This is a genomic window from Mangrovitalea sediminis (genome assembly GCF_002514725.1).
Lineage (GTDB): Bacteria > Pseudomonadota > Gammaproteobacteria > Pseudomonadales > Oleiphilaceae > Mangrovitalea > Mangrovitalea sediminis.
Genome location: NZ_NTLB01000007.1, coordinates 358282 through 384812, shown reverse-complemented (window position 1 = coordinate 384812; position 26531 = coordinate 358282). Strand labels below are relative to the sequence as shown.

At 60.7% G+C, this 26531-nt stretch carries 22 protein-coding genes; 5 read left to right on the top strand and 17 right to left on the bottom strand.

All coding sequences use genetic code 11. The features are described from left to right. Nucleotides 1-97: 97 nt before the first annotated feature. Complete coding sequence (locus CLR77_RS18765) at nt 98-787, bottom strand: hypothetical protein (RefSeq protein WP_097462227.1); 690 nt, start codon at nt 785-787, stop codon at nt 98-100. A 106-nt stretch (nt 788-893) separates the two neighbouring features. Further along, a complete protein-coding gene (locus CLR77_RS18760) occupies nt 894-1679 on the bottom strand; it encodes a DUF3825 domain-containing protein (protein WP_097462226.1) in 786 nt (261 codons plus the stop codon). A gap of 414 nt (nt 1680-2093) precedes the next feature. Between CLR77_RS18760 and CLR77_RS18755 the strand changes: the two genes are divergently transcribed. Then, complete coding sequence (locus tag CLR77_RS18755; protein WP_097462225.1) at nt 2094-2513, top strand: DUF3617 domain-containing protein; 420 nt, start codon at nt 2094-2096, stop codon at nt 2511-2513. Nucleotides 2514-2725: 212 nt separating this feature from the next. Here the strand turns inward: CLR77_RS18755 and CLR77_RS18750 are convergent, their stop codons facing one another. The 4 genes from CLR77_RS18750 to CLR77_RS18735 all read right to left on the bottom strand — a co-directional run bounded on the left by CLR77_RS18750 (nt 2726) and on the right by CLR77_RS18735 (nt 7365). Further along, nucleotides 2726-4204 carry an ATP-binding cassette domain-containing protein gene (locus tag CLR77_RS18750; protein ID WP_097462224.1) on the bottom strand — a complete coding sequence of 493 codons (1479 nt, stop codon included), beginning with the start codon at nt 4202-4204 and terminating at the stop codon, nt 2726-2728. Then, entirely contained in the window at nt 4201-5130 is a 930-nt protein-coding gene (locus CLR77_RS18745) for a branched-chain amino acid ABC transporter permease (protein ID WP_097462223.1), read from the bottom strand. The genes CLR77_RS18750 and CLR77_RS18745 overlap by 4 nt, the downstream gene beginning before the upstream one ends. 12 nt (nt 5131-5142) lie before the next feature. Beyond that, complete coding sequence (locus tag CLR77_RS18740) at nt 5143-6024, bottom strand: branched-chain amino acid ABC transporter permease (protein ID WP_097462222.1); 882 nt, start codon at nt 6022-6024, stop codon at nt 5143-5145. A 78-nt stretch (nt 6025-6102) separates the two neighbouring features. After that, on the bottom strand, nt 6103-7365 hold the full coding sequence (locus tag CLR77_RS18735) for an ABC transporter substrate-binding protein (RefSeq protein WP_097462221.1): 1263 nt from the start codon (nt 7363-7365) through the stop codon (nt 6103-6105). Between the two features lie 574 nt (nt 7366-7939). Here CLR77_RS18735 and CLR77_RS18730 point away from each other — a divergent pair. Together CLR77_RS18730 and CLR77_RS18725 are read left to right on the top strand one after the other, a co-directional pair. After that, on the top strand, nt 7940-9538 hold the full coding sequence (locus CLR77_RS18730) for an isocitrate lyase (protein WP_097462220.1): 1599 nt from the start codon (nt 7940-7942) through the stop codon (nt 9536-9538). 171 nt (nt 9539-9709) lie between these two features. Continuing rightward, nucleotides 9710-10027: a monooxygenase gene (locus CLR77_RS18725; protein WP_097462219.1), complete on the top strand. Its 318-nt coding sequence runs from the start codon at nt 9710-9712 to the stop codon at nt 10025-10027. A 27-nt stretch (nt 10028-10054) separates the two neighbouring features. Here CLR77_RS18725 and CLR77_RS18720 read toward each other — a convergent pair whose 3' ends face one another. The 3 genes from CLR77_RS18720 to CLR77_RS18710 form a co-directional block, all read right to left on the bottom strand. Then, nucleotides 10055-10900, bottom strand: a complete 846-nt coding sequence (locus CLR77_RS18720) for an ion transporter (protein WP_097462218.1) — start codon at nt 10898-10900, stop codon at nt 10055-10057. Nucleotides 10901-11178: 278 nt separating this feature from the next. After that, nucleotides 11179-11625, bottom strand: coding sequence for a CBS domain-containing protein (locus tag CLR77_RS18715; protein ID WP_097462217.1), 447 nt, complete (start codon nt 11623-11625; stop codon nt 11179-11181). A 441-nt stretch (nt 11626-12066) separates the two neighbouring features. Next, entirely contained in the window at nt 12067-12729 is a 663-nt protein-coding gene (locus CLR77_RS18710; RefSeq protein WP_097462216.1) for a glutathione S-transferase family protein, read from the bottom strand. Between the two features lie 214 nt (nt 12730-12943). Between CLR77_RS18710 and CLR77_RS18705 the strand changes: the two genes are divergently transcribed. Beyond that, nucleotides 12944-14509 (top strand): exosortase/archaeosortase family protein, encoded by a 1566-nt coding sequence (locus CLR77_RS18705; protein ID WP_097462215.1) that lies wholly within the window; start codon nt 12944-12946, stop codon nt 14507-14509. 3 nt (nt 14510-14512) lie between these two features. Here the strand turns inward: CLR77_RS18705 and CLR77_RS18700 are convergent, their stop codons facing one another. Next, on the bottom strand, nt 14513-15922 hold the full coding sequence (locus CLR77_RS18700) for an MFS transporter (protein WP_097462214.1): 1410 nt from the start codon (nt 15920-15922) through the stop codon (nt 14513-14515). A gap of 174 nt (nt 15923-16096) precedes the next feature. Then, entirely contained in the window at nt 16097-17476 is a 1380-nt protein-coding gene (gene dbpA / locus CLR77_RS18695; protein ID WP_097462213.1) for an ATP-dependent RNA helicase DbpA, read from the bottom strand. A gap of 217 nt (nt 17477-17693) precedes the next feature. Between dbpA and CLR77_RS18690 the strand changes: the two genes are divergently transcribed. After that, nucleotides 17694-19106 (top strand): glycerate kinase type-2 family protein, encoded by a 1413-nt coding sequence (locus CLR77_RS18690; RefSeq protein ID WP_198962829.1) that lies wholly within the window; start codon nt 17694-17696, stop codon nt 19104-19106. Between the two features lie 9 nt (nt 19107-19115). On the opposite strand, the gene CLR77_RS18685 is transcribed toward CLR77_RS18690, so the two are convergent. Genes CLR77_RS18685 through hyfB form a run of 6 tightly spaced genes read right to left on the bottom strand, consistent with a single transcriptional unit; the run spans nt 19116 to nt 26382 of the window. Beyond that, nucleotides 19116-19631, bottom strand: a complete 516-nt coding sequence (locus CLR77_RS18685) for an NADH-quinone oxidoreductase subunit B family protein (RefSeq protein ID WP_097462212.1) — start codon at nt 19629-19631, stop codon at nt 19116-19118. A 12-nt stretch (nt 19632-19643) separates the two neighbouring features. Next, the gene (locus CLR77_RS18680; protein ID WP_198962828.1) at nt 19644-21233 is read right to left on the bottom strand and encodes a hydrogenase large subunit; all 1590 of its coding nucleotides are present in this window, start codon (nt 21231-21233) and stop codon (nt 19644-19646) included. Between the two features lie 10 nt (nt 21234-21243). Then, entirely contained in the window at nt 21244-22725 is a 1482-nt protein-coding gene (locus tag CLR77_RS18675; protein ID WP_097462211.1) for a hydrogenase 4 subunit F, read from the bottom strand. Further along, complete coding sequence (locus CLR77_RS18670) at nt 22725-23405, bottom strand: formate hydrogenlyase (protein ID WP_097462210.1); 681 nt, start codon at nt 23403-23405, stop codon at nt 22725-22727. Before CLR77_RS18670 ends, CLR77_RS18675 begins: the two co-directional genes overlap by 1 nt. Beyond that, nucleotides 23405-24367 carry a respiratory chain complex I subunit 1 family protein gene (locus CLR77_RS18665; protein ID WP_227520000.1) on the bottom strand — a complete coding sequence of 321 codons (963 nt, stop codon included), beginning with the start codon at nt 24365-24367 and terminating at the stop codon, nt 23405-23407. Before CLR77_RS18665 ends, CLR77_RS18670 begins: the two co-directional genes overlap by 1 nt. Next, nucleotides 24352-26382, bottom strand: coding sequence for a hydrogenase 4 subunit B (hyfB, locus tag CLR77_RS18660; RefSeq protein ID WP_097462208.1), 2031 nt, complete (start codon nt 26380-26382; stop codon nt 24352-24354). Before hyfB ends, CLR77_RS18665 begins: the two co-directional genes overlap by 16 nt. Between the last annotated feature and the right edge of the window lie 149 nt (nt 26383-26531).

The following is a 26531-nucleotide window of genomic DNA, read 5'->3' as shown; positions in this document are numbered from 1 at the left end:
GTTATCTGGCGGACGGCTTCAATCTTGAATTCTTCGGGATAACGTTTGCTGCTCATGAGCACCTCTCTGATAGCCATTGTGTATGGCTGATAGGTGTCTAGCAAACTGGTGGCGATTCAAGATTCTCTTTTTCTTTAATGTCATTTAGATCTCTATCTTTGCCAAAAATAGCTACCAGTTGATCTGCCACGACCTTTTTAATCCCAGAAACCTTAGGCTTTGTTTTATCGAGGTGTAGCAAACTAGCCTCATAAAGAGATGTATCCAAATCAACTTCTTTCACACCTTCATCTCTAATCATTTTAAGCTTGCTTGCCTTTGCAACTTTATCAAGCTCAAATGTCTTAGCAATATCTTTGTTATCGCACGCTCGAAGAATATGCCAAATATATGTTTCAACAGCTTTCTCTCTAGCACCTGACGGGCATAGAATGACGTGATTCCCATTGATATAGACAAAAATATCGCCATCCAGAAAGTCCTTTCCTGTAGGCGCATTCTGTGCTGCTACATTTGATACTTTCGCAGTCTTATCCTTGTCTATTATCGAAGTGGCCTCACCTGGAACATACGAAGCAATTTGCAAGTACAAGCCATTATCATTCTTGAAGTTAGCACCCCTTATTTCGGCTCCAGAACCAACTTCAAAAGTTCTTTTGCCAACTGTATCTAGCTCTTTATGTGCATTTTCCAATATTTTTTGAAGATTACCCTTCCCTTGGTTATCCCATTTTGCTCTACGGTAGTAAAACTTTTTATTTTTGAATTCTGGTTTCTTTCCGGCCACTTACCGTACTCCTTGTTTGTTTTTTGATGCTCAGGCTGAGCGTATAACGCCAAGGTAAGCCGCCGGTACGGAGCAGCGCGTAGTACCGGTCGGCTTCACCTACTGGTTAAGGTGCTAACCAATCCCGGTCTGGGCGGGCTAGCTGCCTTGCATTGTTGTATGCCATGTCCAGAGTCAAACACGTTGACCCTCTGTAAAAGTCACTGAACCTCTCCACGACCAGAGCAAGATCAGCTTTCGCGGGATCGAGAAGACTGATAGGCAATAGAAGCTGGATATTCCCTTGATAATACTGAGGAATTGCAGTCTTGTAGTTTCGTTTCGCCCGCTCTACAGCAGAATCAATAGCCCCTTTTACGAGATTTTGGAGCCCATAGGGATTCATGGATTTTAAAGCCGTAGGAAATCTGTCTATGTTATCTGCAATGATATGTTCCGCGTTTACCCGTAGCTCTTTTCGTGGGTCGTATACCAGCACCGACGGATCTTCAAAATAATGAGTCATTTCAGGGATGGACGGGAATCTATTTAGCTCCCATTCACCCTTCCTGCAAAACTTCCAGAAATGCCAATATGGCTTCTGGTTCTGCAGTTTATTTCTCTCAAAAAGTATAAAAATTGGCTCTTGCGAGGGTGTGATGAGACCTGTATTCCAACAGGCATACTCTTCGTCCGCAGTGATTGAAATTTTCTTCTCTTCTGCAATTCTTCGATAGGTATACCTAATGTAATTTCTCAGAATTGGATGATTTTGTGCCGAGGGAGTATGCTTGTAGTCCCAATCTTCGGGCTCTGCCATCTGCTTTAAGTAGTCTATGTTTTCCTCAAACTTTGGCATGAAGGCAAAATCATAGAAGTCTTCTGGAAAATCATATGGTTGGTTCTGAGACATCCTTACTCCCTTTTTGTATTGAAAACCTTAACAGCTAATTATACGAACCCGTTCGTATATCCCCAGTTCGGCTATCTCCAACGTCAACACAGGGTATAGCCACCTTAATCATATAATTTATAAGGTCTTTTCCGGTTTCTGCGTTTACCGAATGCCGGGAAATGACGAACCGTGGAACAATGTCCGTCTGTCACACGTTCGCCTATCCCCGTCGCAGTTATAGACATACCTTCAAACATAACAGAGGTTTGCCTGAATTTCCGTCTTCTTTCTCTGGAGATAGCCGAACGGGTTCGCATATCTACGCGGAATCGGGAGCAAAGGCTTTGCGGGTGCCTCGTGGCTTGTTCCACGGACGAAAAGCCACGATAGTGGAAGCCTGTTCTCTGACGAAATCGATATTGAGGAGTGCTTATGCGACGCTGGTTGATTCTCGGGGCGGCGGTGTTGCCTTTTGCGGCAGCGGCCCAGTCGGTGATGACCCCTGGTGAATGGCAGCAGACCATCCACGTGCAGATGCCGGGATCGACGATGACGATGCCTGCGCATACGGTGAAACAGTGTGTGAAACCGCAGGCGGCGAGTTCGGTGGAGTCGTACCTGAAGCAGACGCAACAGCCCAGTTGCCATATGGACGACTACAGCACCAAAGGCAACAAGACCCATTGGAAGGTGACCTGCAGCGGCCAGCAGACGTCCACCACCGAAGGGGTGTTCACGATGGAAAACCCCAAGGCCTATACCATCCATATGACCACCACGATGAAGACGCCGGCAGGGGATTTTTCCACCAAAGTGACGACGGAAGGGAAGTGGTTGGGGGCTTGCCCGTAAGTCGAAAAGGTTGGTGCCAGGATGGATAAGGCGCAATGAGGGTCAGGCATTGCGTCAGGTACCACATGCCCGGTTCGGGTGCGGGCATCGCGGTGCAATGCCCGTTGGTTATTGCACCCTACCGGTCTCGGCTTAGCGTTGTTGGGGCCGAAATCCCGGCACAGGCCGGAAGCACCGGCGGGCGCCAGTGGATGGAACGCCGCCGGTGATGGTCAGAGAACATCCTCGCCCACCTCGGCGACAAAGTTTTCCGCCTTGCCCTGCCAGCGCAGGTTGCCGGTTTCCAGCAAGTAGACCCGTTCAGAGTGGCGCAGCGCAAAGGTCAGGTTCTGTTCGCCGAGCAGGATCGCCAAACCGGTTTCCCGTTGCAGGCGTTCCAGGGCTTCCGAGATGTTCTCGATGATCAGCGGCGCCAAGCCCAGCGTGGGTTCGTCGAGTATCAACAGGCGCGGCTTCTGCATCAGCGCCCGGCCGATGGTGAGCTGTTGCTGCTCGCCACCGCTCAGGGTATCCGCGGCCTGGGCCTGACGCTGGCGCAATACCGGGAACAGGTCGAACACGCGCTCCAGTTGGGCTTCCCGCTCTTGGTTGTCGAGGCGATGCCCACCCAGTTCCAGGTTTTCCCGCACACTCATGTAGCGGAACAGTTCCCGGGTCTCCGGGCACAGTGCTATGCCGGAGGAGGCGACGGCACCGGGACCGTTACCGGTGACCGCCTGGCCCTGCCAGCGGACGACGCCCTCATAGGGCAGGAAGTCGAGGATGGACTTGAACAGGGTACTCTTGCCGGCACCGTTGATGCCCACCACCGACACGCACTCGCCGTCGTTTACCTGCAACCGGACATTCCGCAGCGCTTCGGCCAGACCATAACGCACCGACCTGAGTTCGACCTCCAGCAGCGGCCGGTCCGAACCCGATTGGGCACGGCGATCGCCGGCGGCATGAACACCGCTGGCGCTTTCCAGCGAACTGCCGAAATAGACCTCCCGCACATGGGGATCGCGGGTGACTTCCTCCGGTGATCCCATGGCGATGCGTTTGCCGGCATGCATGGCGACAATATTATCCACCAGTCCGGCGACCTCCTTGACGTTGTGGTCAACGAGGATCACCGCTCTGTCCTCTTCGCGGAACAGCCGTACCAACTCGGCGAACTCACGGGTCTCGCTGGGGGCGAGGCCGGCGAAGGGCTCGTCCAGCAGCAGCACGGCCGGGTCCTGGGCCAAGGCCTTGGCAATTTCCAGGCGGCGCAGGTCGGCGAAGGGCAGTTCGCCCGGGTGCTCGTTGACGACCTTGGCCAGGCCGACCCGCTCGGCGATCTCGTGGGCGCGGCGATCCAGCGTATGGGGCGGAAAGAGCTGGAACAGGGTGTCCGGCAACAGGGCCAGCTTGATGTTTTCCAGTACCGTTTGCCGGGCCAGCGGCCGCGAGTGCTGGAATACCATCGCCATGCCCTGTTTGGCGATACGGTGCGTGCGCCAGCCGGCGATATCCACGCCTTCCATCTGTATCTTGCCGCGATCCGGACGCACGACGCCCATCAGCAGGGAGAGGGTGGTGGATTTTCCGGAGCCGTTGGGACCGATCAGCCCCAGGACCTGGCCACGGTCCACCGAGAAGGACACGTCATTGACGGCCTGCAGCCCGCCGAAGCGTTTGCTGAGACCGGAGACTTCCAGAATGCTCATGCGCGGCCTCCCGAACGGGCGAAGAGCCCGGCGAATCCATTGGGTGCGAACAGCAACAGCAGCAGGGCGATCAGCGCCACCACGGCATTGCTCAACTGCCCCAGCGGGCGTAGCACTTCTCCGGCGACGATCAGGAAGATGGCGCCGAGGATAGGGCCGAGGATGGTGCGCCGGCCGCCGACGATGGTCGCGATAATGATCTGGATGGTGACGAAGACGGTGACGACCGTGCCCGGCGACGCCGAGCCCAGGTAGAACACCATCAGGGCCCCGGCCATGCCGGAGAAAAGGGCGCTCAGGGCAAAGGCGAACAGCTTGTACTTGGTGACGTTGAAACCGAGGGCTTCGGTGGCCACCGGGTCCTGGCCGCTGGCTTCGAGGATCAGACCGATGGATGAGCGGGCCACGGTACGCAGGGCGATGGCGGCGATCACCATGAAGCCCAGGGCGTAATAGAAGTTGCCCACATTGCTGATGGTCAGCACGTCCATGATGGTCAGGCCGATCTCGCCGCCGGTATAGGACGAGAAGAGACCGATCATCTTCTCCAGGAGAATCACCGCGACCAGTGTCACCAGACCGAAATAGGGGCCGCGCAGGCGCAGGGCCGGACCGGCCAGCACCAGTCCGCCGACCAACGCCAGGAAGGTGCCGATGGCGACACTGGGCCAGACGGGGATGGAGAAAACGCTATTACTCAATCCCGCGCCGTAGGCACCCAGGCCGACGAGGAAGGTGGGGCCGAAATTGACCTCGCCGGCATAGCCGAACAGCAGGTCCCAGGACATCGCGTAGACCGCCAGATAGAAGGCGACGGTCAGCACGCCCAGCACATAGCCGGAGGCGCCCAGGGGCATCAGTATCAGGACGATCAGGGCCAGCAGTACCAGGGTGCTGCGCCAGTGAATCAGGTGCTTGAGTTGCATGGTGCCGCCTCCTCAGTGTCTGCCGAAAAGCCCTTGGGGGCGGATGTAGAGAATCAGCACCAGGGCCAGCAGGCCCGGCACTTCGCGGATCGCCGGCGAAATCAGGTAGGCGGTCAGGGTGCCCAGGAAACCGATGATGTAGGCGGCGCCGAGGGAGCCTGCCACGTTGCCGAGTCCGCCCAGCACCACAATGATGAAGGCGTTGACGGTCAGCGAGATGGCGATGTCGGAACTCGCGCCGGTAAAGGAGGCCAGCAGCACCCCGGCGATGCCGGCGAGCAGTCCGTAGAGGCCCCACACCTGCCGCTGTACCTTGCGGATGTCATAGCCGACCAGGGCCAGTCCGGTGGTGCTCATGGAGGCCGCCAGCATGGCTTTGCCGGGGCGGGTGCGGGTGACGAAATACCAGAGTGCGCCCAGCACCAGCCAGGCGATAACGCCGATCAGGATCTGGCTGTAGGGGATCGTGACACCGGCGACGCGCCAGACGCCGTCGATCAGGGTCGGTGTCGTGATGGGACTGGAGCCGAAGGCATAGTCCAGGACGCCCTGCAGGATGATGGCGACCAGCAGCGTGGCTGTCAGGACGAACACCGGGCGCTCGTTGTCGGCAATGCGTTTGCTGTGATTCAGGGGGCGGATGACCAGCCCATACAGCAGATAGGTGCTGGCAACCGACGCGGCGATGCCGACCAGGGCACCACCGTAAATACCGAGCGGCGTGTGTTCGGCGCAGAACCAGGCGACCAGGGCGGCAATCACCATGATGGAGCCGTGTGCCAGATTGAGCACGCCCGAAACGCCGAAGATCATCGTGAAGCCGGCGGCGCCCAGCGCAAAAATCGCGCCGATGACGAAACCGTCGGCCAGGATTTCGACCAGTTGATGCAACATGCGGGGCCCTTCGTGTTGACGACGGAAATCGACAGCGGCCCGATTAACACTGGACCGCTGTCCCGGCGGGAGATGCCCTTACTGGGCGGCTTTGACGAAGGACGGGAGCTTGACCTTGCCCTGAGCCAGCTTGGGCGGCCAGATGGCGACCTGCTTGCCGTCCTGCCACTGGAAGTAGACCCCGGTCGTGACGCCCGGCGTGTAGACGACGTCATGGGTGAACGCGTCCTTGGGTCCGTAGAAGCTGATAGGTCCGGAAACCCCGGTCAGCTTGACCTTCTCCAGTGCCTCGACCAGCTTGGCGCCGTCGGTGCTGTGGGCCTTCTCGATAGCGGCTTTCAGGGTATAGATGGTGTCGTATTCGGTGTAGGCGTCATAGGCCGGTTCTTCACCGAACCGCTTCTTGTAGTCCTCGTAGAACTTGGGCGTCTTGTCGGTGACCGGGGCACCCGCGGCGCCGGTGGTGCCGACGATCACGCCGTCGGTGGCGCCGTTGGTCGCTTTCCAGAAGGCAGAGGAGCCGCCCTGGCCGTTGGCGCCGGCCATCAGTGCCGGTACCTGTTGCTGGTGCCACTGGACGATGGCCTTGGCACCGACATGGGCGATGGCCGTCATCAGCACCTGCGGTTTGGTGTCCTGGACCTTATTGAAGATGGGCCGGAAATCCGTGGTGTTGGGTTCGAAGCCAATCTTGTCCACCACCTTGAGCCCTGCCTTGGGCAGGCACTTCTCGTATTCCGCATCGACCGGTTTGGTCCAGGCCGCGTTCTCGCTGAAGATGGCTGCGGTCTTGTAACCGAGCTGGCCGACCAGGACGTCATGGGCGAAGTCGCAGGCGACCTTGGCGATGAAGGTCGAGTTGGTGAAGGTATGGAAGGTGTACTTGAAACGGTCGTAATGGGCGTGGGTATTCTGGTCGATCTTGGTACTGGCGGCCCCGCTGATGATCAGCGGGGTTTTCAGCCGCCCGGACCAGGGTTGCATGGCCAGCCCGACTTCGCTGAGGAAGACGCCGGTCATCGCGACGACGTGATCCTGCTGTACGGCCCTTTGATAGGCGCGTACGGCATTGGTCGCCTGGAACTGGTCATCGTATTTGTGCAATTCGATCTTGCGGCCGTCAATGCCGCCGGCGGCGTTGATCTCGTCCACCGCCATCTCGGCGGCCTGGAAGATGGCACGCCCGTCGATGTGGGCGCTGGGACCGATGACGCCGACGGGAATCGGCTCTGCGGCTTGGGCACTCTGGCTGGTCGTGGCGAAGGCCAAACTGCCGGTGAGCGCCAGGGCGGTGATAGAAAGGGTACGACGGAAGTGACGATCTTGTTGTTGTTGGAACATCAGTGTCTCCTCGTAACGCTGGTCCAGGTGAGTGTGCCGGGTAAGGACATCTCTGGAGCGACAGGGGACCGCCGTTTGGATCCTGGGCGGATAACCATACTGCGTCGCGGCCGGATGCTATCTGTCAACCGATCACGCTTGGTGCAGGAATATACGAGGGCCCTATAGAAGTCAACATTTGCAAAACTGAGGTTCGCAGAGCGAAACTTTATGGCACCCGTTTTTCATCTGCCAGATGGCCCACTCCGTCGACGGTCAGGCCTGATACGCGGTGTCATCCGTGATTTTGGGGGCCGTGACAGCCTTTCCTTTTACGCTTCACAATGTTTTGCGTTTACGGGGTGCGTATTTTTATCCTTATTTTTCAGTTAGATAAATATCCTTCGATTATGCTTGAGCCCGTTTTATACCCCATTATTCATCAGGAAAATATCGAATATCCACCTGATTGATTGGGTTTATGGAGTGAGCCTCTATAGAATTGCGACCAAAGTAGTAAGGGGCCCTGAAGATCAGTGTCTCATCCCTTACGGGGCTACGGACATTCACTCGTCAACTCAGAAAGGATCGAACCATGTCTCAGTTCTCCAAGGACATCGACGCGATCGCATCTCTGCGCCAGAAATTCAATGGCACCTGGGATGCTATCAACCCTGAGCACGCTGCCCGCATGCGCGCCCAGAACCGTTTCCACACCGGTCTGGACATCGCCAAGTACACCGCGAAAATCATGCGCGAAGACATGGCTGCCTATGATGCAGACACTTCCCAGTACACCCAGTCGCTGGGCTGCTGGCACGGTTTTATCGGCCAACAGAAGCTGATCTCCATCAAGAAGCATTTCGGTTCGACCAAGCGTCGTTACCTGTACCTCTCCGGCTGGATGGTGGCTGCGCTGCGTTCCGAGTTCGGTCCGCTGCCTGACCAGTCCATGCACGAGAAGACTTCCGTTCCGGCCCTGATCGAGGAATTGTACACCTTCCTCAAGCAGGCTGACGCGTGGGAACTGAACCACTTGTTCCGTGACCTGGAAGCAGCCCAGAAAGCCGGTGACGACGCCAAGGCCAAGGAACTGCTGAGCAAGATCGAAAACCATGAAACGCACGTTGTGCCGATCATTGCTGACATCGACGCCGGTTTCGGTAACGCAGAAGCGACCTACCTGCTGGCCAAGAAGATGATCGAAGCCGGTGCCTGCTGTATCCAGATCGAAAACCAGGTTTCCGACGAGAAGCAGTGTGGTCACCAGGACGGTAAAGTCACCGTTCCCCACGACGACTTCCTGGCCAAGATCAACGCGGTTCGTTACGCGTTCCTGGAGCTGGGCGTTGACGACGGTGTTATCGTTGCCCGTACCGACTCGCTGGGTGCCGGTCTGACCAAGCAGATCGCTGTCACCAAAGAGCCGGGCGACATCGGCGACAAGTACAACGCCTTCCTGGACGGTGACTACATCAACAGCGCCGACGAGATCGACAACGGTGACGTTGTGATCAAGTCCGAAGGCAAGCTGAAGAAAGTGAAGCGTCTGCCGTCTGGTCTGTTCCAGTTCAAAGCCGGCTCCGGTGAAGACCGCGTGGTCCTGGACTGTATCACCAGCCTGCAGAACGGTGCCGACCTGCTGTGGATCGAAACCGAGAAGCCCCACGTTGGTCAGATCGCCGCTATGGTTAACCGTATCCGCGAAGTCGTGCCCAACGCCAAGCTGGTTTACAACAACAGCCCGTCCTTCAACTGGACCCTGAACTTCCGTCAGCAGGTATTCGATGCATGGCAGGCAGAAGGCAAGGACGTGTCTGCGTACGATCGCGCCAAGCTGATGAGCGCCGAGTACGACAGCACCGACCTGGGTATCGAAGCGGACAAGTGGACCCAGAACTTCCAGCGCGACGCTGCGCGTGAAGCGGGTATCTTCCACCACCTGATCACGCTGCCGACCTACCACACGGCGGCCCTGTCCACCGACAACCTGGCCAAGGGCTACTTCGGCGACGAAGGTATGCTGGCCTACGTTGCTGGCGTTCAGCGCAAGGAAATCCGTCAGGGTATCGCTACCGTGAAGCACCAGGACATGGCCGGTTCCAACATCGGCGATGACCACAAAGAGTTCTTCGCTGGCGAAGGCGCCCTGAAGGCAGGCGGTAAAGACAACACGATGAACCAGTTCGGCTAAGTCGACAGTTCAACGTGACCGGTGACGGCCTTGGCGGTTGCCGGATGGAAAAGGGCGGGGAGTGATCCCCGCCCTTTTTCGTTTGGGAGCGCCAGCCTGTGGCCCTGGTGGACATTTGGGATCTCGGGACGGACACTGTAGGTCCTCTGAGAAAGGCGGTGGGCGCTTTCCATGATTACCGAGTATGTGTTGTTCGATGTCGATCCGGCCATGACCCGCGACGATGTGGAGCAGAGTATGCGTGAGATAGCGCCATTGTGGCGGGATAATCCGGCGCTGATTCGCAAGACGTTTATCTTCGACCCTGTCGCAAGCCAGGGGGGTGCCTTCTATCTGTGGAAGAGCCAGGAGGCGGCGCGGCAGGCTCACGGTGAGGCCTGGCGTCAGCGGATAGTGGCGACCTATGGCGGTGAGCCGCAGATCCGCTATTTCGAGACGCCGGTGGTGGTGGATAATGCGGTAGGCGAGATCGTCCTTTCCGGGGATTAGGCTTACCCCCCTCAAAACCCTCCTCCGCTAACCATCCCCGGCTTCTCCCAGTGCGTTTCCGCAGTACTTGCAGAAAACGGCGTCGTTGTCGTGCCCTTCCTTCCCGCAGCTACGGCATTTGGCCAGCAACAGGCTTTGCTGGTGAGCCCTGTTCAGTTCCACAGTGACGATACCCGTCGGCACCGCGATAATGCCGTAACCCACGACCATCAGCATCGAGGCCAATGCCTGACCCAGCGGCGTCTGCGGTGAAATGTCACCGTAGCCGACGGTGGTAAGGGTGACGATGGCCCAGTAAATGCTGGCCGGAATGCTGGTGAAACCGGCCTCGGGGCTTTCGATCAGGTACATGACAGAGCCGGCGATCACCACAATGGCGACTACGGTCGCCAGGAAGACGGAAATCTTGTAGCGGCTGGCATTGAGCGCCCGGCGCAAGGTACCGGCTTCGCCGACGAAGCGGGCCAGTTTCAGAATCCGGAAAACCCGCAACACCCGTAGCACCCTTATGGTCAGCAGGTAGTGGCTGTGAGGGAGGAACAGGCTCAGGTAGGACGGCAGAATAGCCAGCAGATCCACCACACCGAAAAAGCTGGTCGCATAGCGCCGCGCCTGGCGAGCGCTGTACAGGCGAAGCAGGTATTCGATCGTAAACAGCCCGGTAAATAGCCATTCCGCGCCTTTCAGGAGGTGCTGGTAATGGATCGAAATGGCGTCGACGCTGTCGAGCATGACAGCGATAACGCTGAGCACGATCACCACGATCAGTGCAACATCGAACGCCTTGCCGGCAGGGGTGTCGAACTCGAAGATGATCCGGTTGAGGTGTTCGCGCAGTGAGCGTGTTTTCGGTGTCTGTTGCGGTTCCGGCATACCTTGGCCTCATCAGTGAGCGCGATGCTGTCTTTCAGGTAAAGCTAATCGGCTTACTCATGATAATCCACCCCTTTGCGGCAAGGGCAGACGGCAGTCTTCGTGACGGAATCGGGGTAACGGCGCGCGCGCAGCGGTCGCTGCCGCCGGTATTCGGCATGGCTTTAGGTCTTGTGCCTGCTGGATGGAGGCGTCGTCGCTCAGGCCCTGTCAGCTATGGGTCCGGCTACGGCCGCCTCCCTTCCGGTGACGCTTAAAGGCGTTTTGCATGGCGCTGTTCAGGCAGTAGCGAACCTTGACGCCCGGAGGAGGTCGTGCAGGACCCCGTTCTCCAGCTGCGTTTCGTTCAGTTGTGCCTTGGTGACATCGCCGATGCTGATCACGCCGATCAGTTTGTCCGCTTCCAGGACAGGAACATGGCGCGCTCGCTGGTGCGTCATGGTCTTGGCGAGATCGCGGATGACGGTCTCCGGGGTGCAGGTGGGAATGTCGCGCAACATGACGTCGGCGCAACGCATTCGCATGGCTCTGTCGGGCTCACGCGCCAGCGCTCTGACGACTTCACGCTCCGACAGCATGCCCTTAAGGTCGCCCTGGGCATTCAGTACGGCAACGGCGCCGACGTGTTCGCTTTGCATGAGGTGGATGGCGTTTCTGACCAAGTCGCCTTCGGCAACGCTGACGATATGTGCTCCTTTGTGTTCGAGAATATCTTTTACGCGCATTGCGCAACTCCTGTATCAAACGGTAGGAAACCCTGACGATCGCTGGTTCACCGTTCGTCGCCACGACGGAAAATGGCGGCGGCCGTTGCCGACCGTTGGGTACTGCTTGCGCCGTAGACGAGCCCCGTGGGGACAGAACTCGGAACAGTGCATGGCCCACGACCATGTCGTGGAAGAGCTGGCGTCAATGATGGCGCCACAACTCCCGGCCGGCCTTTTCGGCTCGACTTGCTCTGAAATCCGTATGACGCAGTGGGCGGTTTCCGGAGCGCGGAACGAAAGCGTTACCCAAGGTGGGTAGTTTTCGTGACGCGCTGAGCCTCCCGAAAGGAGGCATCCGGTTTTTCGCTGGAATACACATGAGATGACAAAAACGTCATTGAGTTCCGTGGCCGGCGAAAAAAGTTGGTTACTTTTTGTTGTCGCGCCGGCTCGCCGGTGTCAGACGCAGGGGGCCGGGGTAGTGGGGACTTCCTGTGCGAGGGCCTCGTTGTGCTGGCGAGTCAGGGCCTGCTGGAAGGCTGGCCTGTTCTTCAGGCGCAGCCAGTACGCCCGGACCCTGTCCGAATACTGGGTGGAAAGCCCCTGATAGTCAGCGAGCATCAGGGCGTAGCCAACCGAGATATCGGCGGCGGTGAAGCGATCGGCGCAGAGGTAGTCCCGGTCCTGTAACCGACTGTCGATGCGGCGCAGGCGGGCGAGAAACCAGCGGCTGTAATCGTCAACGACCTGGGGCAGGCGGCGGTCTTCCGGTTCGAAACGGCCATAGCGCAACAGCAGGGTTTGCGGAAATGTCAGCGTTGCTTCACCGAAGTGCAGAAGGTCGAGGAAGTGACCGTAGTCCGCCTCGTCGACACTGACGGTCAGGTGGGTCGGACCATAGCGGTCGCCCAGGTATTGGCAGATGGCAGCCGACTCCGTCATCTGGAGGCCGTCGTCGGTCAAGGCCGGAACCGTTCCCAGGGGATTGATCTCGAAGAAGGGTTTGGCGTGAACCCGAGGTGGGAACGGCAGCATCTTGAGGTCGTATTCGAGCCCCATTTCCTCAAGCATCCACAGGGGACGGAAAGAGCGGGCGCTGACGCAGTGATAGAGAGTGATCATTCCGGGCTTTCGTTTCTCTGGTGATGGTGGTTTCTCTGATAGAGTTATAGCACGCCTCGATAATGGCCTTCTCACCTCTGCAGGAAAACCGAGAAACAGGCGACATTTGTCGCCTCGTGTAGAGGTTTTAGCCGAAATTCTGTGATAGAGGAGGCATGATGACGATGGTTCGGGCCGGCGTTGCCGATACAGCTTTGAAGGATGATCAACGGACATGAGAACGCTTTTTGCGCGCCTTTATGATGTGCTGGGGCGCAACGATCTATCGGTTCCCATCGTGGTCTGCGCTTACCTCATCGGATTTCAAACACCGATTCTGTCCATCATGATGCACTGGAGTGATCTTCATGGCTCCTATGCGGCAGGCTGGCCGGTCTTTATCGCTGCGGTCGTGCTGTTTTTTCGTTCCTATCGCCAGAGCCGGCCGACAACCAATCTTTCCCCCTTTTGGTTGATCCTGCTGGCAGCGTTATCGCTGTTGTCCTGCGTCGCCTTGCTGACGCATACCCAGGTTGTGCTGTATATCCTGTTGATACCCATGCTGTATTCCGCGCTTGCCTGCTTTTTGGGATGGGCGCAGCTGCGGCCGTTCGTCATGCCCCTGGCTGTGCTGGGCACGGTGATACCTTTCTGGGACTATCTGGGGTGGCCGCTGCAGCTGGTGACCAACGCTGTGGTAAAAGCGCTCTGCCGGTTGCATGGGGTGGATATACAGATCCAGGGATGGCTGGTTCATCTCAAGGGTGTGGGCACCTTCAATATGGTGAATGGCACCGCCGGCCTTCGATACCTGATTCCGCTGCTTGCCCTGTCGCTGATACTCGGAAGCTTCCGCTTTCGTCGCTGGCACGCGCGTCTGGCGCTGTTTTTGGGGGCCCTGTTCCTGGCGGCGGTCATGAATTGGGTGCGCGTTTACCTGTCGGTGCTCGGCCTCAACAGTTCGGGCATGGAGTCTTTGCTGTGGCGTTATGGCGATGCGCTGGGGTGGGGGTTGGCGGCTCTGGCGCTGATTCCGCTGGCGATGGTGGCCTTCTCCCTGGGGCGGCCCGCGACGGTGATGGCCGCTGTCCGGCGTGCCGCGAGGCGGCGTGAGGCCATTTCTCCGGGTCGTTCGGCCCTGGCGCGTCGTTATCTGGTCACCCTGGCCTGTCTATCGTGCCTGCTGGCGCCGATAATCAGTGCCATCTCTGCGAGTGCCGCACCCGTGAAACTGGCGCCGGTTTACGTCAAGGGCGAGCCGAACTGGCATCCGAGTTTCGCCGAGATCAAGAACGGCTGGGTACCGCAGTTGAATAATGCCGACAAGCTTTCCCGTCAACACTGGTTCGTACTGGACAATACCTCCGGCGGTCCGCTCAAGCTCCCGCAGGAATTTGTCTCGGCCTATATCGCCATCTACCGGGGGTATCGCCTGGACGATCACCTGACCCAGGATATCGATAGCCTCTATCACACCGATCAATGGCAGTTGGACGAGCCCTTTACCCTGGATGGTAAGGCGCACAGCTATTCCGGCGTGGTGCTGGAGCGCAAGGACTCGGGGCGCAAGGTCTACGTGGCGATGGGGTTCCATATTGCCGGGCACTGGTCGCCAACAGCCGATAGGGCAGAACTCAATCGCATCTTCAGTCTGGTGACGGGACGTCCGGAAATGGCGTTGATTGCCGTCAGCGTCGACTGCGACGGTTGTACCGACTGGAAAGCGAAGCTGCGGGCAGCGGCGGACAGCATCAGCCAGCGGGCGACTGCTGAGCTGGATGGCGACAGTAGCGCTGACTGATGTTCAGTGCGTGCGGCGGGCAGCAATCCGTGCCGCGCTGACCAGCAGAGCGATCGCTGCGGTTGCGACACCGATCCACAGCGCCAACCGGACCGGCGCAATGGCCATGGTTGTCGAGGCAGTGGCCGATCCGGCTGCGCGGGCCAGCACGATGGCGACGAAAGCCGCCCCCAGGGCCTGACCGAAGGTACGGGCGCTCGCCAGCACACCTGAGGCGCTACCACTGCGCTCCCGCGGCACATTGCCGAGCAGCTCGTGATTGTTCGGTGCCTGGAAGAACCCGTATCCCAATCCGCAGAGCGCCGTCCGCCAGAGGATGTCCGTCATGCTGGCCGTGGTGCCGAGCAGGGCCAGCGCGACCAGTCCCAGGCAGAAGATCACCAGTCCGCCGGTGGAAATCAGCGCGGGGTTAAACCGGTCGGACAGGCGTCCCGCCGTCGGGCCGGCCGCAATAATGACAATTGGCCAGGGCGTGAAGAGTACCGCCGACATGAAGGGGCTGTACCCCTGAATGCTCTGGAACAGGAAGGGCAGGGTTATAAAGGTTATGCCTTGCGCGGTGAACGCCAGAAACGAGGTGATGGCGGCCATGGAAAACCGGCGCGACTGGAAAATATCCAGCGGCAGCAAGGGATGCGGCACCCGCCGCTGCCAGTGGACGAACACCAGTCCGGATACCAGGCTCGCGACGAACAGCGGCAGGACCCAGTCGGTGTTGCTCTGTCCCGACAGGCCATCGACGGCCAGCACAAAGGCGCCCAGGGAAATGGCCGAAAGCAGGGCGCCGGCAATGTCGAAACGTCCCCCCCGGCCGTTCTCTCTCGGTAGCGCCTTAAGCGCAATGTAATAGGTCACCACCCCAAGCGGCACATTGAGCGCAAACAGCCAGGGCCAGCCGAGCACGGCCAGTATGCCGCCACCGATGGAGGGACCGGCCGCCATACCGGCTGCCACGACCAGGGCGCTCAGGCCGACCGCCGATCCCAAGAGCCGTTTGGGGAAAATGGTGCGGTAGAGCGCGGGTCCGACACTGAGCGTGGCGGCGGCGCCGAATCCCTGTAGTCCCCGCATGGCGATCAGGGGCGTCATGGCATCGGACAGCGCGCAACCCAGCGATGCCAGCGTGAAGACGATCAGTCCGAACAGATAGACCCGCCGGTAGCCGATGACATCGCCCAGTGCGGCGAAACTGATCAGCCCCATGGCGTTGATCAGGCGAAAAGCGTTGGCGACCCAGATCGTCGTCGAGGCCGGAGCCTGCAGTTCATCGGCGATGGTGGGCAAGGCGATATTGACGATGGAACCGTCGAGGACGGCCATCAGCGTGCCGATGATGAGGACGATGACGGCCAGTCGGCGTTCGGCGCCGGGCAGTCCGTCGTCGCCGGGTTGGTCGGAGAAAAGACGGCTCACGGAATCGGGTGCTCCCGGTACAGGCGGTGATCCAGGTGCGGATGATCGGTTATCTGGAAAGGGTTAATGGTAGCGATTATGTCGCAAGCTACTATACGTGAAAACAAGACTTTCGGACGTCAAAACCGGCGTTCTGGACGTGAACGCCGGTATTCCGGGCTTTGATCCCGGGATTCAGGTGATGCGCCGGACCCGGAAATTGCGACCTTTCAGCTTTCCTTCGCCGAGTTTTTTCAGGGCCTGACGGCTGGCGGCGTGAGCCACGGCGACATAGGCCCAATTGTCGAAAATCTGGATCTTGCCCACCTGGTTGCCGGCGATGCCCTTGTCGCCCGTCAGCGCGCCCAGAATATCGCCCGGTCGTACCTTCTGTTTCTTGCCGCCGTCGATCTGCAAGGTGGTCATGGCGGGCGGTTCGATGTGTCGTGACAGCAGGCTGCGGGGCGGCAGAGGTTCCGGGCTGATGTCCAGGCCGAGATCCGCTTCCAGGCGCACGATCTTGTGTTCCTCGTTGTCGGCAAACAGCGTGCAGGCGATGCCCGCGCTGCCGGCACGCCCTGTCCGGCCGATGCGGTGTACATGGACTTCGCTGTCGCGGGCGATCTGGTAGTTGAACACGGCATCCACGGCGTCGATGTCCAGGCCGCGGGCGGCGACATCGGTGGCGACCAGCAGGGTCAGGCTGCGATTGCTGAACTGGACGAGCGTCTGGTCCCGCTCCTTCTGTTCCAGGTCGCCATGCAGCGCCCTGGCAGCGAATCCCTGTTGGCTGAGGGCATCCGCCACTTCCTGGGCTTCCCGCTTGGTATTACAGAACACCACCGCGGAGGCAGGCTGGAACTGCAGCAGCAGCAACTGCAGGGCGGTCAGCCGGTCGGTGTCGGCGGTCAGCCGATAGAAATGCTGTTCGATGCTGCTGTCGTCATGTTGGGACGCCACCTGCACCATGACGGGCTGGCGCATGATGCGTTGGGCGACTGCCTGGATCTGCGCGGGGTAGGTGGCACTGAACAGCAGGGTTTGCCGCTGGGCGGGAATGGCATCGACGATAGCGTCCAGGGCGGGCTGGAAACCCATGTCCAGCATGCGGTCCGCTTCGTCCAGAACCAGCGTCTCCAGGTGACTCAGGTCGAGGGTGCCCTTGCGCACATGCTCTTCCACCCGGCCCGGGGTGCCGACGATGATATGAGCGCCGTGTTCCAGGGAGCCGATCTGCGGTCCCAGTGGCATGCCGCCACAGAGGGTGAGGACCTTGATGTTATGAATGGTGCGCGCCAGGCGGCGGATTTCCTTGGCGACCTGATCTGCCAGCTCGCGGGTGGGGCACAGCACCAGGGCTTGAATCCGGAAACGGCTGACATCCAGCTTGTCCAGCAGCCCCAAACCGAAAGCGGCCGTCTTGCCTGACCCGGTCTTACCCTGACCGATGACATCCTTGCCCGCCAGAATCTGCGGCAGGCTCTGGGCCTGGATCGGTGTCATCTCCGTAAAACCCAGGGATTCCAGGTTCTTCAACAGGTCGTTATGGAGCTCTAGGGTCGAGAAGGCGGTCACTGGCCTGTCCTTTCTGGTGCGTCGCGTATGGGGTCCGGGCCTGGCGGTATTCGATCATGCTGCCCTGACGGCCGCACAGGATACTGGAGAACCTCCGGATTGTATAAAAATCCTTCGCTATGGAGGCCGCGTCTTAAGCGATGGTACGGGAATTGCTGATCATGCCATAGTCTGTCCTTATACCGGTTGAACCCGTAACTGGCTCAGGAGGGGATCCGTGAATCCGAATCATCAGCGCCGCCAGCACCTCGACCAGATTTTCCGCGCCGCCCTGGCGCGGGTCGACCCCTTTCGGATGATCGCCGACCATGTGCGCCTGGATGGCTCCCGGCTCCTCGTCGAGCTGGAAGGCGAACGGCACAAGGTTGATCTGAACGACTATCGCCGCCTCCTGATCCTGGGGGCGGGCAAGGCATCGGCGCCGATGGTGCGTGCTTTTGAGCAGATCCTCGGCGACCGGATCGATGGCGGTCTGGTCTGCGTGAAATACGGGCACGCCGAACCGACCCGCAGGGTTGAGATTGTGGAAGCCGGGCATCCCGTGCCGGACGCCAACGGCGAAGCGGCGGCGAAACGTATCGCCGGGTTGGCCCAGGCGGCCGATAGCGAAACACTGGTGATTACCTGCATGTCGGGCGGCGGTTCTGCGTTGTTGCCCTCTCCGTTGCAACGGCAGGATGGCAGCGGACTGACGTTGGAGGACAAGCAACAGACCACCCGGGCGCTGCTCAGTTGCGGGGCGGATATTACGGAGATCAACTGCCTGCGCAAGCACCTGTCCGGCCTCAAGGGCGGGCGCTTCGTACAGATGCTGTCTCCGGCGCGAAGCCTGAATTTTATCCTCTCTGACGTGATCGGCGACGACCTTGGCAGCATCGCGTCCGGCATCACCAGTGCCGACGAGACGACCTTCGCCGATGCCCTGGCGGTGATCGACCGTTATGGGCTGCGCAATGCGGTGCCTGCGGTGGTGGTGGAGATGCTGGAGGCCGGTGTGGCGGGTAAGGTGTCGGAAAGCGCCAAGCCGGGAGACCCGGCGTTGGCGCGGGCGGAGAACTTCCTGATCGGCACCAACCGGCAGGCGTTGCTGGCGGCCGCGGGCAAGGCCCGCGAACTGGGCTATCACGTCATTCCCCTGACGGCACAAATGGCCGGCGAAGCCCGTCATGTGGCCCGGACGCTGGCGGATATCGGCCGCGATATGGCGTGTTCCGATATGTTGTCGCCGAAACCGGCCTGTCTGCTGGTCGGCGGCGAGACCGTTGTCACGCTTCAGGGCGAGGGAAAGGGTGAGGGACGGGGTGAGAGACAGGGTGAGGGAAAAGGCGGGCGCAATCAGGAGATGGCCCTGGCATTCCTGCAGGCGATGACCGCCTGGAAAGACGCCGAACGTGAGCGCGTGCACTTCCTGGCGGCCTCCACCGACGGCAACGACGGTCCCACCGATGCCGCTGGCGGTTTTGCCGACCGGCTTGCGCTGGAAGGGGCCGGTACGGCAGCCCGTAAGGCGATCGCCCAGGTATTGGCTCGCCACGATTCGTACCACTTTCTGGGCGGTGTCGGCGCGTTGTACAAAACCGGCCCCACCAACACCAATGTGGGCGACCTGCAGATGTTGCTGGTGGTTTGAGTCTGGCGCTTAGCGAGCGGCGGCCGAGTCCAAGAGCGCCAGCAGTCCTTTCACCAAATGGCGCGGGCTGGGCGGGCAGCCGGGAATTGTCAGGTCCACCGGCAGGACCTTGCTCACGCCGCCCCGGCTGGCATAACTGCAGCCGAAAATCCCGCCATCGACAGCGCAATCACCCACCGCGATCACCCACTTCGGGGCGGCCATGGCGGCGTAGGTGCGGCGGGCGGCCTCTTCCATATGCCGCGACATGGGGCCCGTGACCAGTAGCACGTCTGCATGCCGGGGCGAGGCGACGAAATGGACGCCGAAGCGCTCCACATCGTAGTACGGATTGTTCAGCGCCTGGATTTCCAGTTCGCAGGCATTGCAGGAGCCGGAGTCCAGTTCCCGTATCGCCAGGCTGCCCTGGAACTGCCGTTCCAGCTGTCGCTTCAGTGTACTGCCGAGCGCCTCGTAGTCGCTGTCGCGCTCAATGTTTTCGGTAATGATGCCGACACTCTGGATTTTGCGGAGAATTCTGAACATGGCGTCTATCCCCTAAAGATCCTGACCCGAATAGGAGCCGTTGACCGATTTATTGCAGACCGGGAAATCGGGCACGATGTTGTCATGGATCAGCACCGCCAGTGCGGGCCAGTTGAACCAGCTCGGGTCGCGCGGGAAAAAGCGTTCGACCCGCCCTTCGCCGTTAAGGCGCACATAGGCGAGGACTTCGCCGCGCCAGCCTTCCACCATACCCATGCCAGCGCCCGTAGCGGCTTCCGGCCAGTGCGCCCTGAGCGGCCCGGGCGGGAGTTTATCGAGGATCTGCCGCACGGCGTCCAGGCTGGCGTAAACCTCTTCGGCGCGCTGAATCACCCTTGCAGCGACATCGCCACTCTGTTGCAGGGGGCGGCGGATGCTGAGATTTTCGTAAGGGGGCCAGGGGCTGTCGCAGCGTACGTCGTAACCACAACCGCTGGCGCGGGCCACATATCCCAGGCAACCGAGGCGGCGGGCCTGTTCGGTGGAGAGGATACCGGTACCCAGCAAGCGGTCGCGCAAAGACTGGTTATCGCGCAGTAGCGGCAGCAGGCTGTCCAGCTCCTCGCGCAGGCGGTCGCAGGCCTCGCGGATGCTGCTGGCCGCATCGTTGTCGAGAGGATGACGAACGCCGCCCGGCAGCAGTTGGTCCATCAGCAGGCGGTGGCCGAACAACCGCTCGTTGTCGCGTAGCCAGCGTTCGCGCAGGCGGCTGAACTGCATCTGGGCAAAAGCGAAGCCAACGTCATTACAGATGGCGCCGATATCGCCCAGGTGGTTGCCGATACGCTCCCGCTCCAGCAGCAGGGCCCGCAGGTAGAGGGCGCGAGCGGGCGGTTCGATACCCGCGGCGCGCTCCAGGGCCTGGGCGGCGGCCCAGCTATGGGCGACGGTGCTGTCACCGGACACTCTCCCGGCCAGCTTCAGCAGCGCTTCCGCCGTACGTCCCTCGGCAATCTTTTCGATGCCTTTATGGGTGTAACCCAGGCGAGCTTCCAGGTTCAGCACGGTTTCGCCGATGGCGTGGAAGCGGAAATGACCGGGTTCGATGATGCCGGCATGGACCGGTCCCACGGGGATTTCGTAGACGGCTTCGCCCGCGACCGACTGGAAGGGGTAATCGCTGTCTGCCGGGGTGTCGGCGTCCGGAGAGTGTCCGCTGAGCGGTTCGCTCTTGCGTAACGGGTAGACATCCTCCGGCCATGCCTGATGGCGTGGCCAGCGGCGGTTGTCGGGGCTGTCCAGAAAGGTCACGCCGAGCAGGTCGCGGGTGTGGCGTTCCAACCGGTTCACACCCGGATAGACGGCGGTCCAGGAGGCCAGTTGGGGTTCTGCGGCGGGGACTTCCACTTTCAGCAGCAGGTAGTCACCCTGCTTCTCCAGGCACGCGTAGACCCGCAGCCGCTCGAGGCGGTCTTCACCCCAGAGTCCGGCCAGTCGGCAGCCGAATTCCTGCAGATAGGTGGCGAGACGCCCCCAGTCGCGGGCCTGTACCCAGAGGGTCCGCACCGGGTCGTGCCAGGAGGGGACTTCGGTCACTTCGACCCGGCTCTTGCGCAGCCGGCTGAGCAGTTTGGGCATCCAGTTGAAACGGGTATCTGTCATGCGAATCCCCTCAAAGCACGCCCTGGCCGGCGATCAACTGTGTCGCCTGATCGAACCAGTGGGCGAGAATGCCGGGAATGGCCAGGCCCAGCCAAAGCACCAGCAGCAGGTGCACGATCACCGGCCACATATTGACGTGTATGGGCGCGGCCGACTCGGGCCGGTTGCCATACACCATTGGTTGTACGGCGCGGAACAGCCCTGCGAACGCAATGCCCAGGCCCACCAGCAGGGCCGCCGTCAGCCAGGGCCAGGTCTGCATGGTCGCCGTCAACAGCAGGAATTCGCTGGTGAAGACACCGAAGGGCGGAAAGCCGGCAATGGCGGCGGTGCCCAGCAGCAGTCCCCAGCCGACCGCCGGCTGGGTGGCGATCAGGCCGCGAATATTGTCGATCCGCTGGGTCTTGGCGATCTGGCTGGCATGGCCCACGGTGATGAAGATCGCCGACTTGGTGAGGGAGTGCACGGCCATGTGCAGCAGTGCCCCAAAGGTGGCCAAGGGTACGCCCATGCCGAAGGCAAAGGTCATCAGCCCCATGTGTTCGATAGAGGAATAGCTGAACAGCCGCTTGATATCCTTCTGCCGGTGCAGGAAGAGGCCGGCCACCAGGAAGGTGATCAACCCGAAACCCATCATCAGGAAACCGGCAATGTGCGGGTTGCTGACATGCCCGGCGAGGGCGCCGTCGGTGAGCATCTTCATGCGTACCAATGCATAGAGCGCCACGTTCAGCAGCAGGCCTGAGAGTACCGCCGAGATGGGCGTCGGACCTTCGGAGTGGGCATCGGGCAGCCAGTTATGCAGCGGCACCAGCCCCACCTTGGTGCCGTAACCAACCAGCAGGAAACCGAACGCCAGGCTCATGGTGGCGGGTTCCAGCTGGTGGGCATGGGCGATCAGCGTGCTCCAGAGCAGCGCCTTCGACGGGTCGGGGATCACCTGGGACGCCGCGAAATAGAGCAGGACGGTGCCGAACAGCGCCTGGGCGATGCCGACACCGCAGAGGATGAAGTATTTCCAGGCGGCCTCGATGGATTCCGGCGTCCGGTAGAGACTGACCAGCAGCACGGTCGACAGCGTTGCCCCTTCCATGGCCACCCAGAGTACGCCCAGGTTGTTGCTCGCCAGCGCCAGCAGCATGGTGAACAGGAAACCCTGATAGCTGGCGTAATAGAGCCTCAGGCGAGCGCTGTTGAGGCGGCCGCGTTCCAGCTCGTGATCCATGTAGGGGCGCGAGAAGATCGCTGTGGTGAGGCCGACGAAGGCGGTCAGGACGATCAGGTAGACGTTGAAGGCATCGACGTGGAAGAACCCTTCGGGACTGGTCATGGCGCCGTTGGCCAGCACGCTCCTGGCCATGAGCACTGCAGCGAGCAGGGAGAGTCCCGACAGCAGGCTGTTGAGATGTCCGCCGAGGCGGCTGTGCCCCAGAAGCAGCAGCAGAACGATGCCGAGGGCGGGGATGGCGAGGGCGAAGATCAAGGCTTCCACTAATCGCGCTCCCGTTCCGATAGCCGGCTCAAGCGGCTGGTATCCAGGGAGTCGATGCTTTGGCGCAGGTGCAGGAAAAAGATCCCGAAGATGATGGCGGCGACCAGCACGTCGAACGCCACGCCCAGCTCGACGACCATGGGCATGCCCTCCGTCACCGCCACGGCGGCGAAGAACAGTCCGTTTTCCAGTGCCATGAAACCGACCACCTGGGTCACCGCCTTGCGCCGCGAGATCAGCATCACCATGCCCAGCAGCACCACCGACATACAGATCGCCACCACGTTATGGGTGATGGCCGTGAGCTGGGCCGCGACCGGCAGGGTGGTGTGATAGCAGAACACCACCAGGATGATGCCGCCGAACAGCACCAGCACCGGGTGGCTCAGGGAGTCCAGCTCCTGGTGCAGATCGAAACGGTCGACCATGCGCAGCAACAGCCAGGGAATGAAGAACGCTTTCAGCAGCAGCGTCAGCAGGGCCGAGATATACAGGTGCGGCGCGTTGGCGTCGTACGCTACCAGGGCGGTGGTCGCGGCCACCGCCAGCCCCTGCCAGGCGAACAGCTTGATCACGCTCAGGATGCGGGGATGGACCAGCATCAGGAAGGTGAGCAGCAACACGACGGCTGCGAGGGCGAGAATGGCCTGTTCGTAAAGCGCGAGCTGGGAAAAGAACATCAGCCGGCCTCCAGAATAATGAAACAGAGCATGCCGCCGAGCGCCAGCGTAAAGGCCAGCATCAGGAATACCGGCACCTGAAACAGCCGGATCTTCGCGAGAACCGTCTCGGCGGCGGCCAGCAAGGTACCGAACAGCATGAGCTTGCCGGCCATCAGGGCCGTGGCGATGGCTAACGGTGCGAGGCCGTCGCTGTGGGCGATTCCCCAGGGGTTGAAGATGTTGATCGCCAGTACCGCGTAGACCAGCAGCTTCAACTGGGCGGCCCACTCCAGCATGGCGAGATGGCGGCCGCTGTACTCCAGGATCATCGCCTCGTGAATCATCGTGAGTTCCAGGTGGGTCGAGGGATTGTCCACCGGGATGCGGCCGGTTTCCGCGACGATCACCAGCAGGAAACCGAGGGCGGCGAACCAGAGCGATGGCCGGGTCATGACCATCTGGTGCTCGATGCTGGTGATGACCGTCGCCAGGTTGGTGCTGGAGGCGACCATCGACACGGTGAACACCATCATCAGCATGGCCGGTTCCGCCAGGGCGGAAACGGTCATCTCCCGTGACGCGCCCATGCCGCCGAAGGCGGTGCCGATATCCATGCCGGCCAGGGCCAGAAAGAAGCGGGCCAGGGCAAAGAAGCCGGTCAGCACAATGGCGTCGGCGATGGCCGTGGTGGGTGTGTCGAGCGTGATGAAGGGCGTGACCGTGGCCGCCATGATGATGGCCCCGAACACCAGATAGGGTGTCAGGCGAAAGATCACCGAGGCATGTTCGGCGAGGACGACCTGCTTGCTGAACAGGCGGCGCAGGTCGCGGTACGGCTGCAGCAGCGACGGTGGGCGGCGGTTCTGCAGCCAGCATTTGACGCGCTTGATCCAGGCGCCGAACAACGGTGCAGCGGCAACGAACAGCAGCGTCTGCAGCAGCGCCAGTAACCAGCCGGTCGGGTTCATTGCAACAGCCATAGCAGCAGTACCAGGGTCAGCAGGGAATACAGCAGGTAGTGGCGCAGGTGTCCGGTCTGCAGGGCGCCGATACGTTTCGCTGCCGCCAGCACCCATTGGCCGATGGGTTCGTAGAGGCGCACCTGAATCCAGTCATGCACGCGCACGTCGTAACGGGGATAGGCCGGCTGACCGATACCGAATGTCGGTTTCGACTCACGGGTGGTTTCCTCCAGGTACCAGAGCGACCGGAAAATCCGCTGGATAGGCATCGAGAAAGCGCTGGCGGAATATTGGGTGCGTGGCGTCAAGCCGCCAAAGCCGCAGTCCCAGGCGGGTACACGGGGTACCGGTTCCTGCTGGCGGCGGGGGCGTAGCAGCAGATAGACAGCGACCCAGACGGCGACGGCGATCAACATCCCGGTGAAGACCAGGGGTGCACTGTAGGATGCCTTGTCCGCTGCCAGGGGAGTCAGCCAGAGCCAGCCGTGGGCCGTGGCGCTGGGCAGGTCGGCCTGCAGAAGCAGGCGGGACACCGCGGCAATGTGGGTGACCACCAGGGTCGGGAAGACGCCGAGGAGCAGGCACAGGAGGGCGAGCAGCCCCTGTCCCAGGCGCATGCTGCCATTTACTTCGCGGGCATGGCGGGCGTGGGGGCTGCGCGGCAGGCCGAGAAAACCGACGCCGAACGCTTTCACAAAGGTCATGGCCGACAGGGCGGCGGTCAGTGCCAGCACGGCGGCGGCCATGGGGATCGAAGCCCTCAGTACGCCACTTTCCAGCGCACCGGCCTGCAGGGCCGACTGGAAGGTCAGCCACTCTGAGGCAAAGCCATTGAACGGCGGCAGAGATGAGATGCTGAGGCAGCCGATCAGCACCAGGAAGCCGGTCCAGGGCATGCGCGTCATCAGGCCGCCGAGTCGCTCCAGGTTGGTTTCATGGGTGTTGTGCAGGACGGCACCGGCACCGAGGAACAGCAGCCCTTTGAAGCAGGCGTGGTTGAGGGCGTGATAGAGACTGGCGACGAACGCCAGGGCGCCCAGCAGCGGGTGGCCGCTGCCCAGGTAGATGATGGACAGCCCCAGTGCGAGAAAGATGATGCCGATGTTTTCGATGGTGCTGTAGGCCAGTAGCCGCTTGAAGTCGCTTTGCACCAGGGCGTAGAGCACACCGTAGAGTGCGGTGACGGCTCCCGCCAGCAGCACCGCAACGCCCCACTGCCATTGCACATTGCCGATCAGGTCGAAGGTGACCCGGATAAACCCGTATAGCGCCATCTTGACGATCACGCCCGACAGCAGGGCGGAGATATGCGACGGCGCCACCGGATGGGCCTCGGGTAGCCAGATGTGCAACGGTACCAGCCCCGCCTTGGTGCCGAAACCGATAAAGGCCAGGGCAAAGGCCAGTGCGGCCCAGCCGGGGGGCAGTGCGGCCAGGCGCATGGCGGTGAAATCGTATCCGTGGCCGAAGGTGGCCAGTACGCCAAACGCCAGCAGGATCGCCAGTCCACCGGCCTGAGCCATCAGCAGGTATAGGAAGGCCGCCCGTCGCGCGTCAGCACGCTGATGGTGAAACGCGACCAGGAAATAGCTGGCCAGGGACATGGTTTCCCAGGCAATCATGAAACTGAAGGCATCATCCGCCAGCAGCAACAACTGCATGCCGCCCACGAAGAGCCCGGTGAAGATATATAGCGGCGTGCGACGCTGGGCGTCCTGATCGTATTCACGGCAGTAGCCGAAGCCATAGAGGGCGGCGGGCAGGGTTACCAGTCCGAGGAGCAGGCTGAAAAACGCGGAAAGTGCATCCAGGCGCAGATGCCAGGGGAGCCAGGGCAATCCAAGCGCGGCGGTTTGCGTTTGCGTCGTGCCGATCAGACCGAGGCCTCCGCCGGCAATGCTCAGGATGCCGCCGGCTGAGAGCAAGGCAAAGGCCAGTGTCCGCTGCCAGCGTGGGTGCCGGGACAACAGCAGGGCCAGTCCGCCGGAAATCAGGTAACCCAGCACGGCCCCTATAGCGATTTGCAGTGTCATTGACGCGTTGATCTCCGGCTGGCGCAGGGCGCAAGGTATTAGCGTGGCACTGAATGGCCGTGTCGCCAAACCCCTGAGATGATCACTACCGTGGATAGTTTACACAGTATGTTAATGCGTTTAACATTTGGTGATACGTTAATATACGT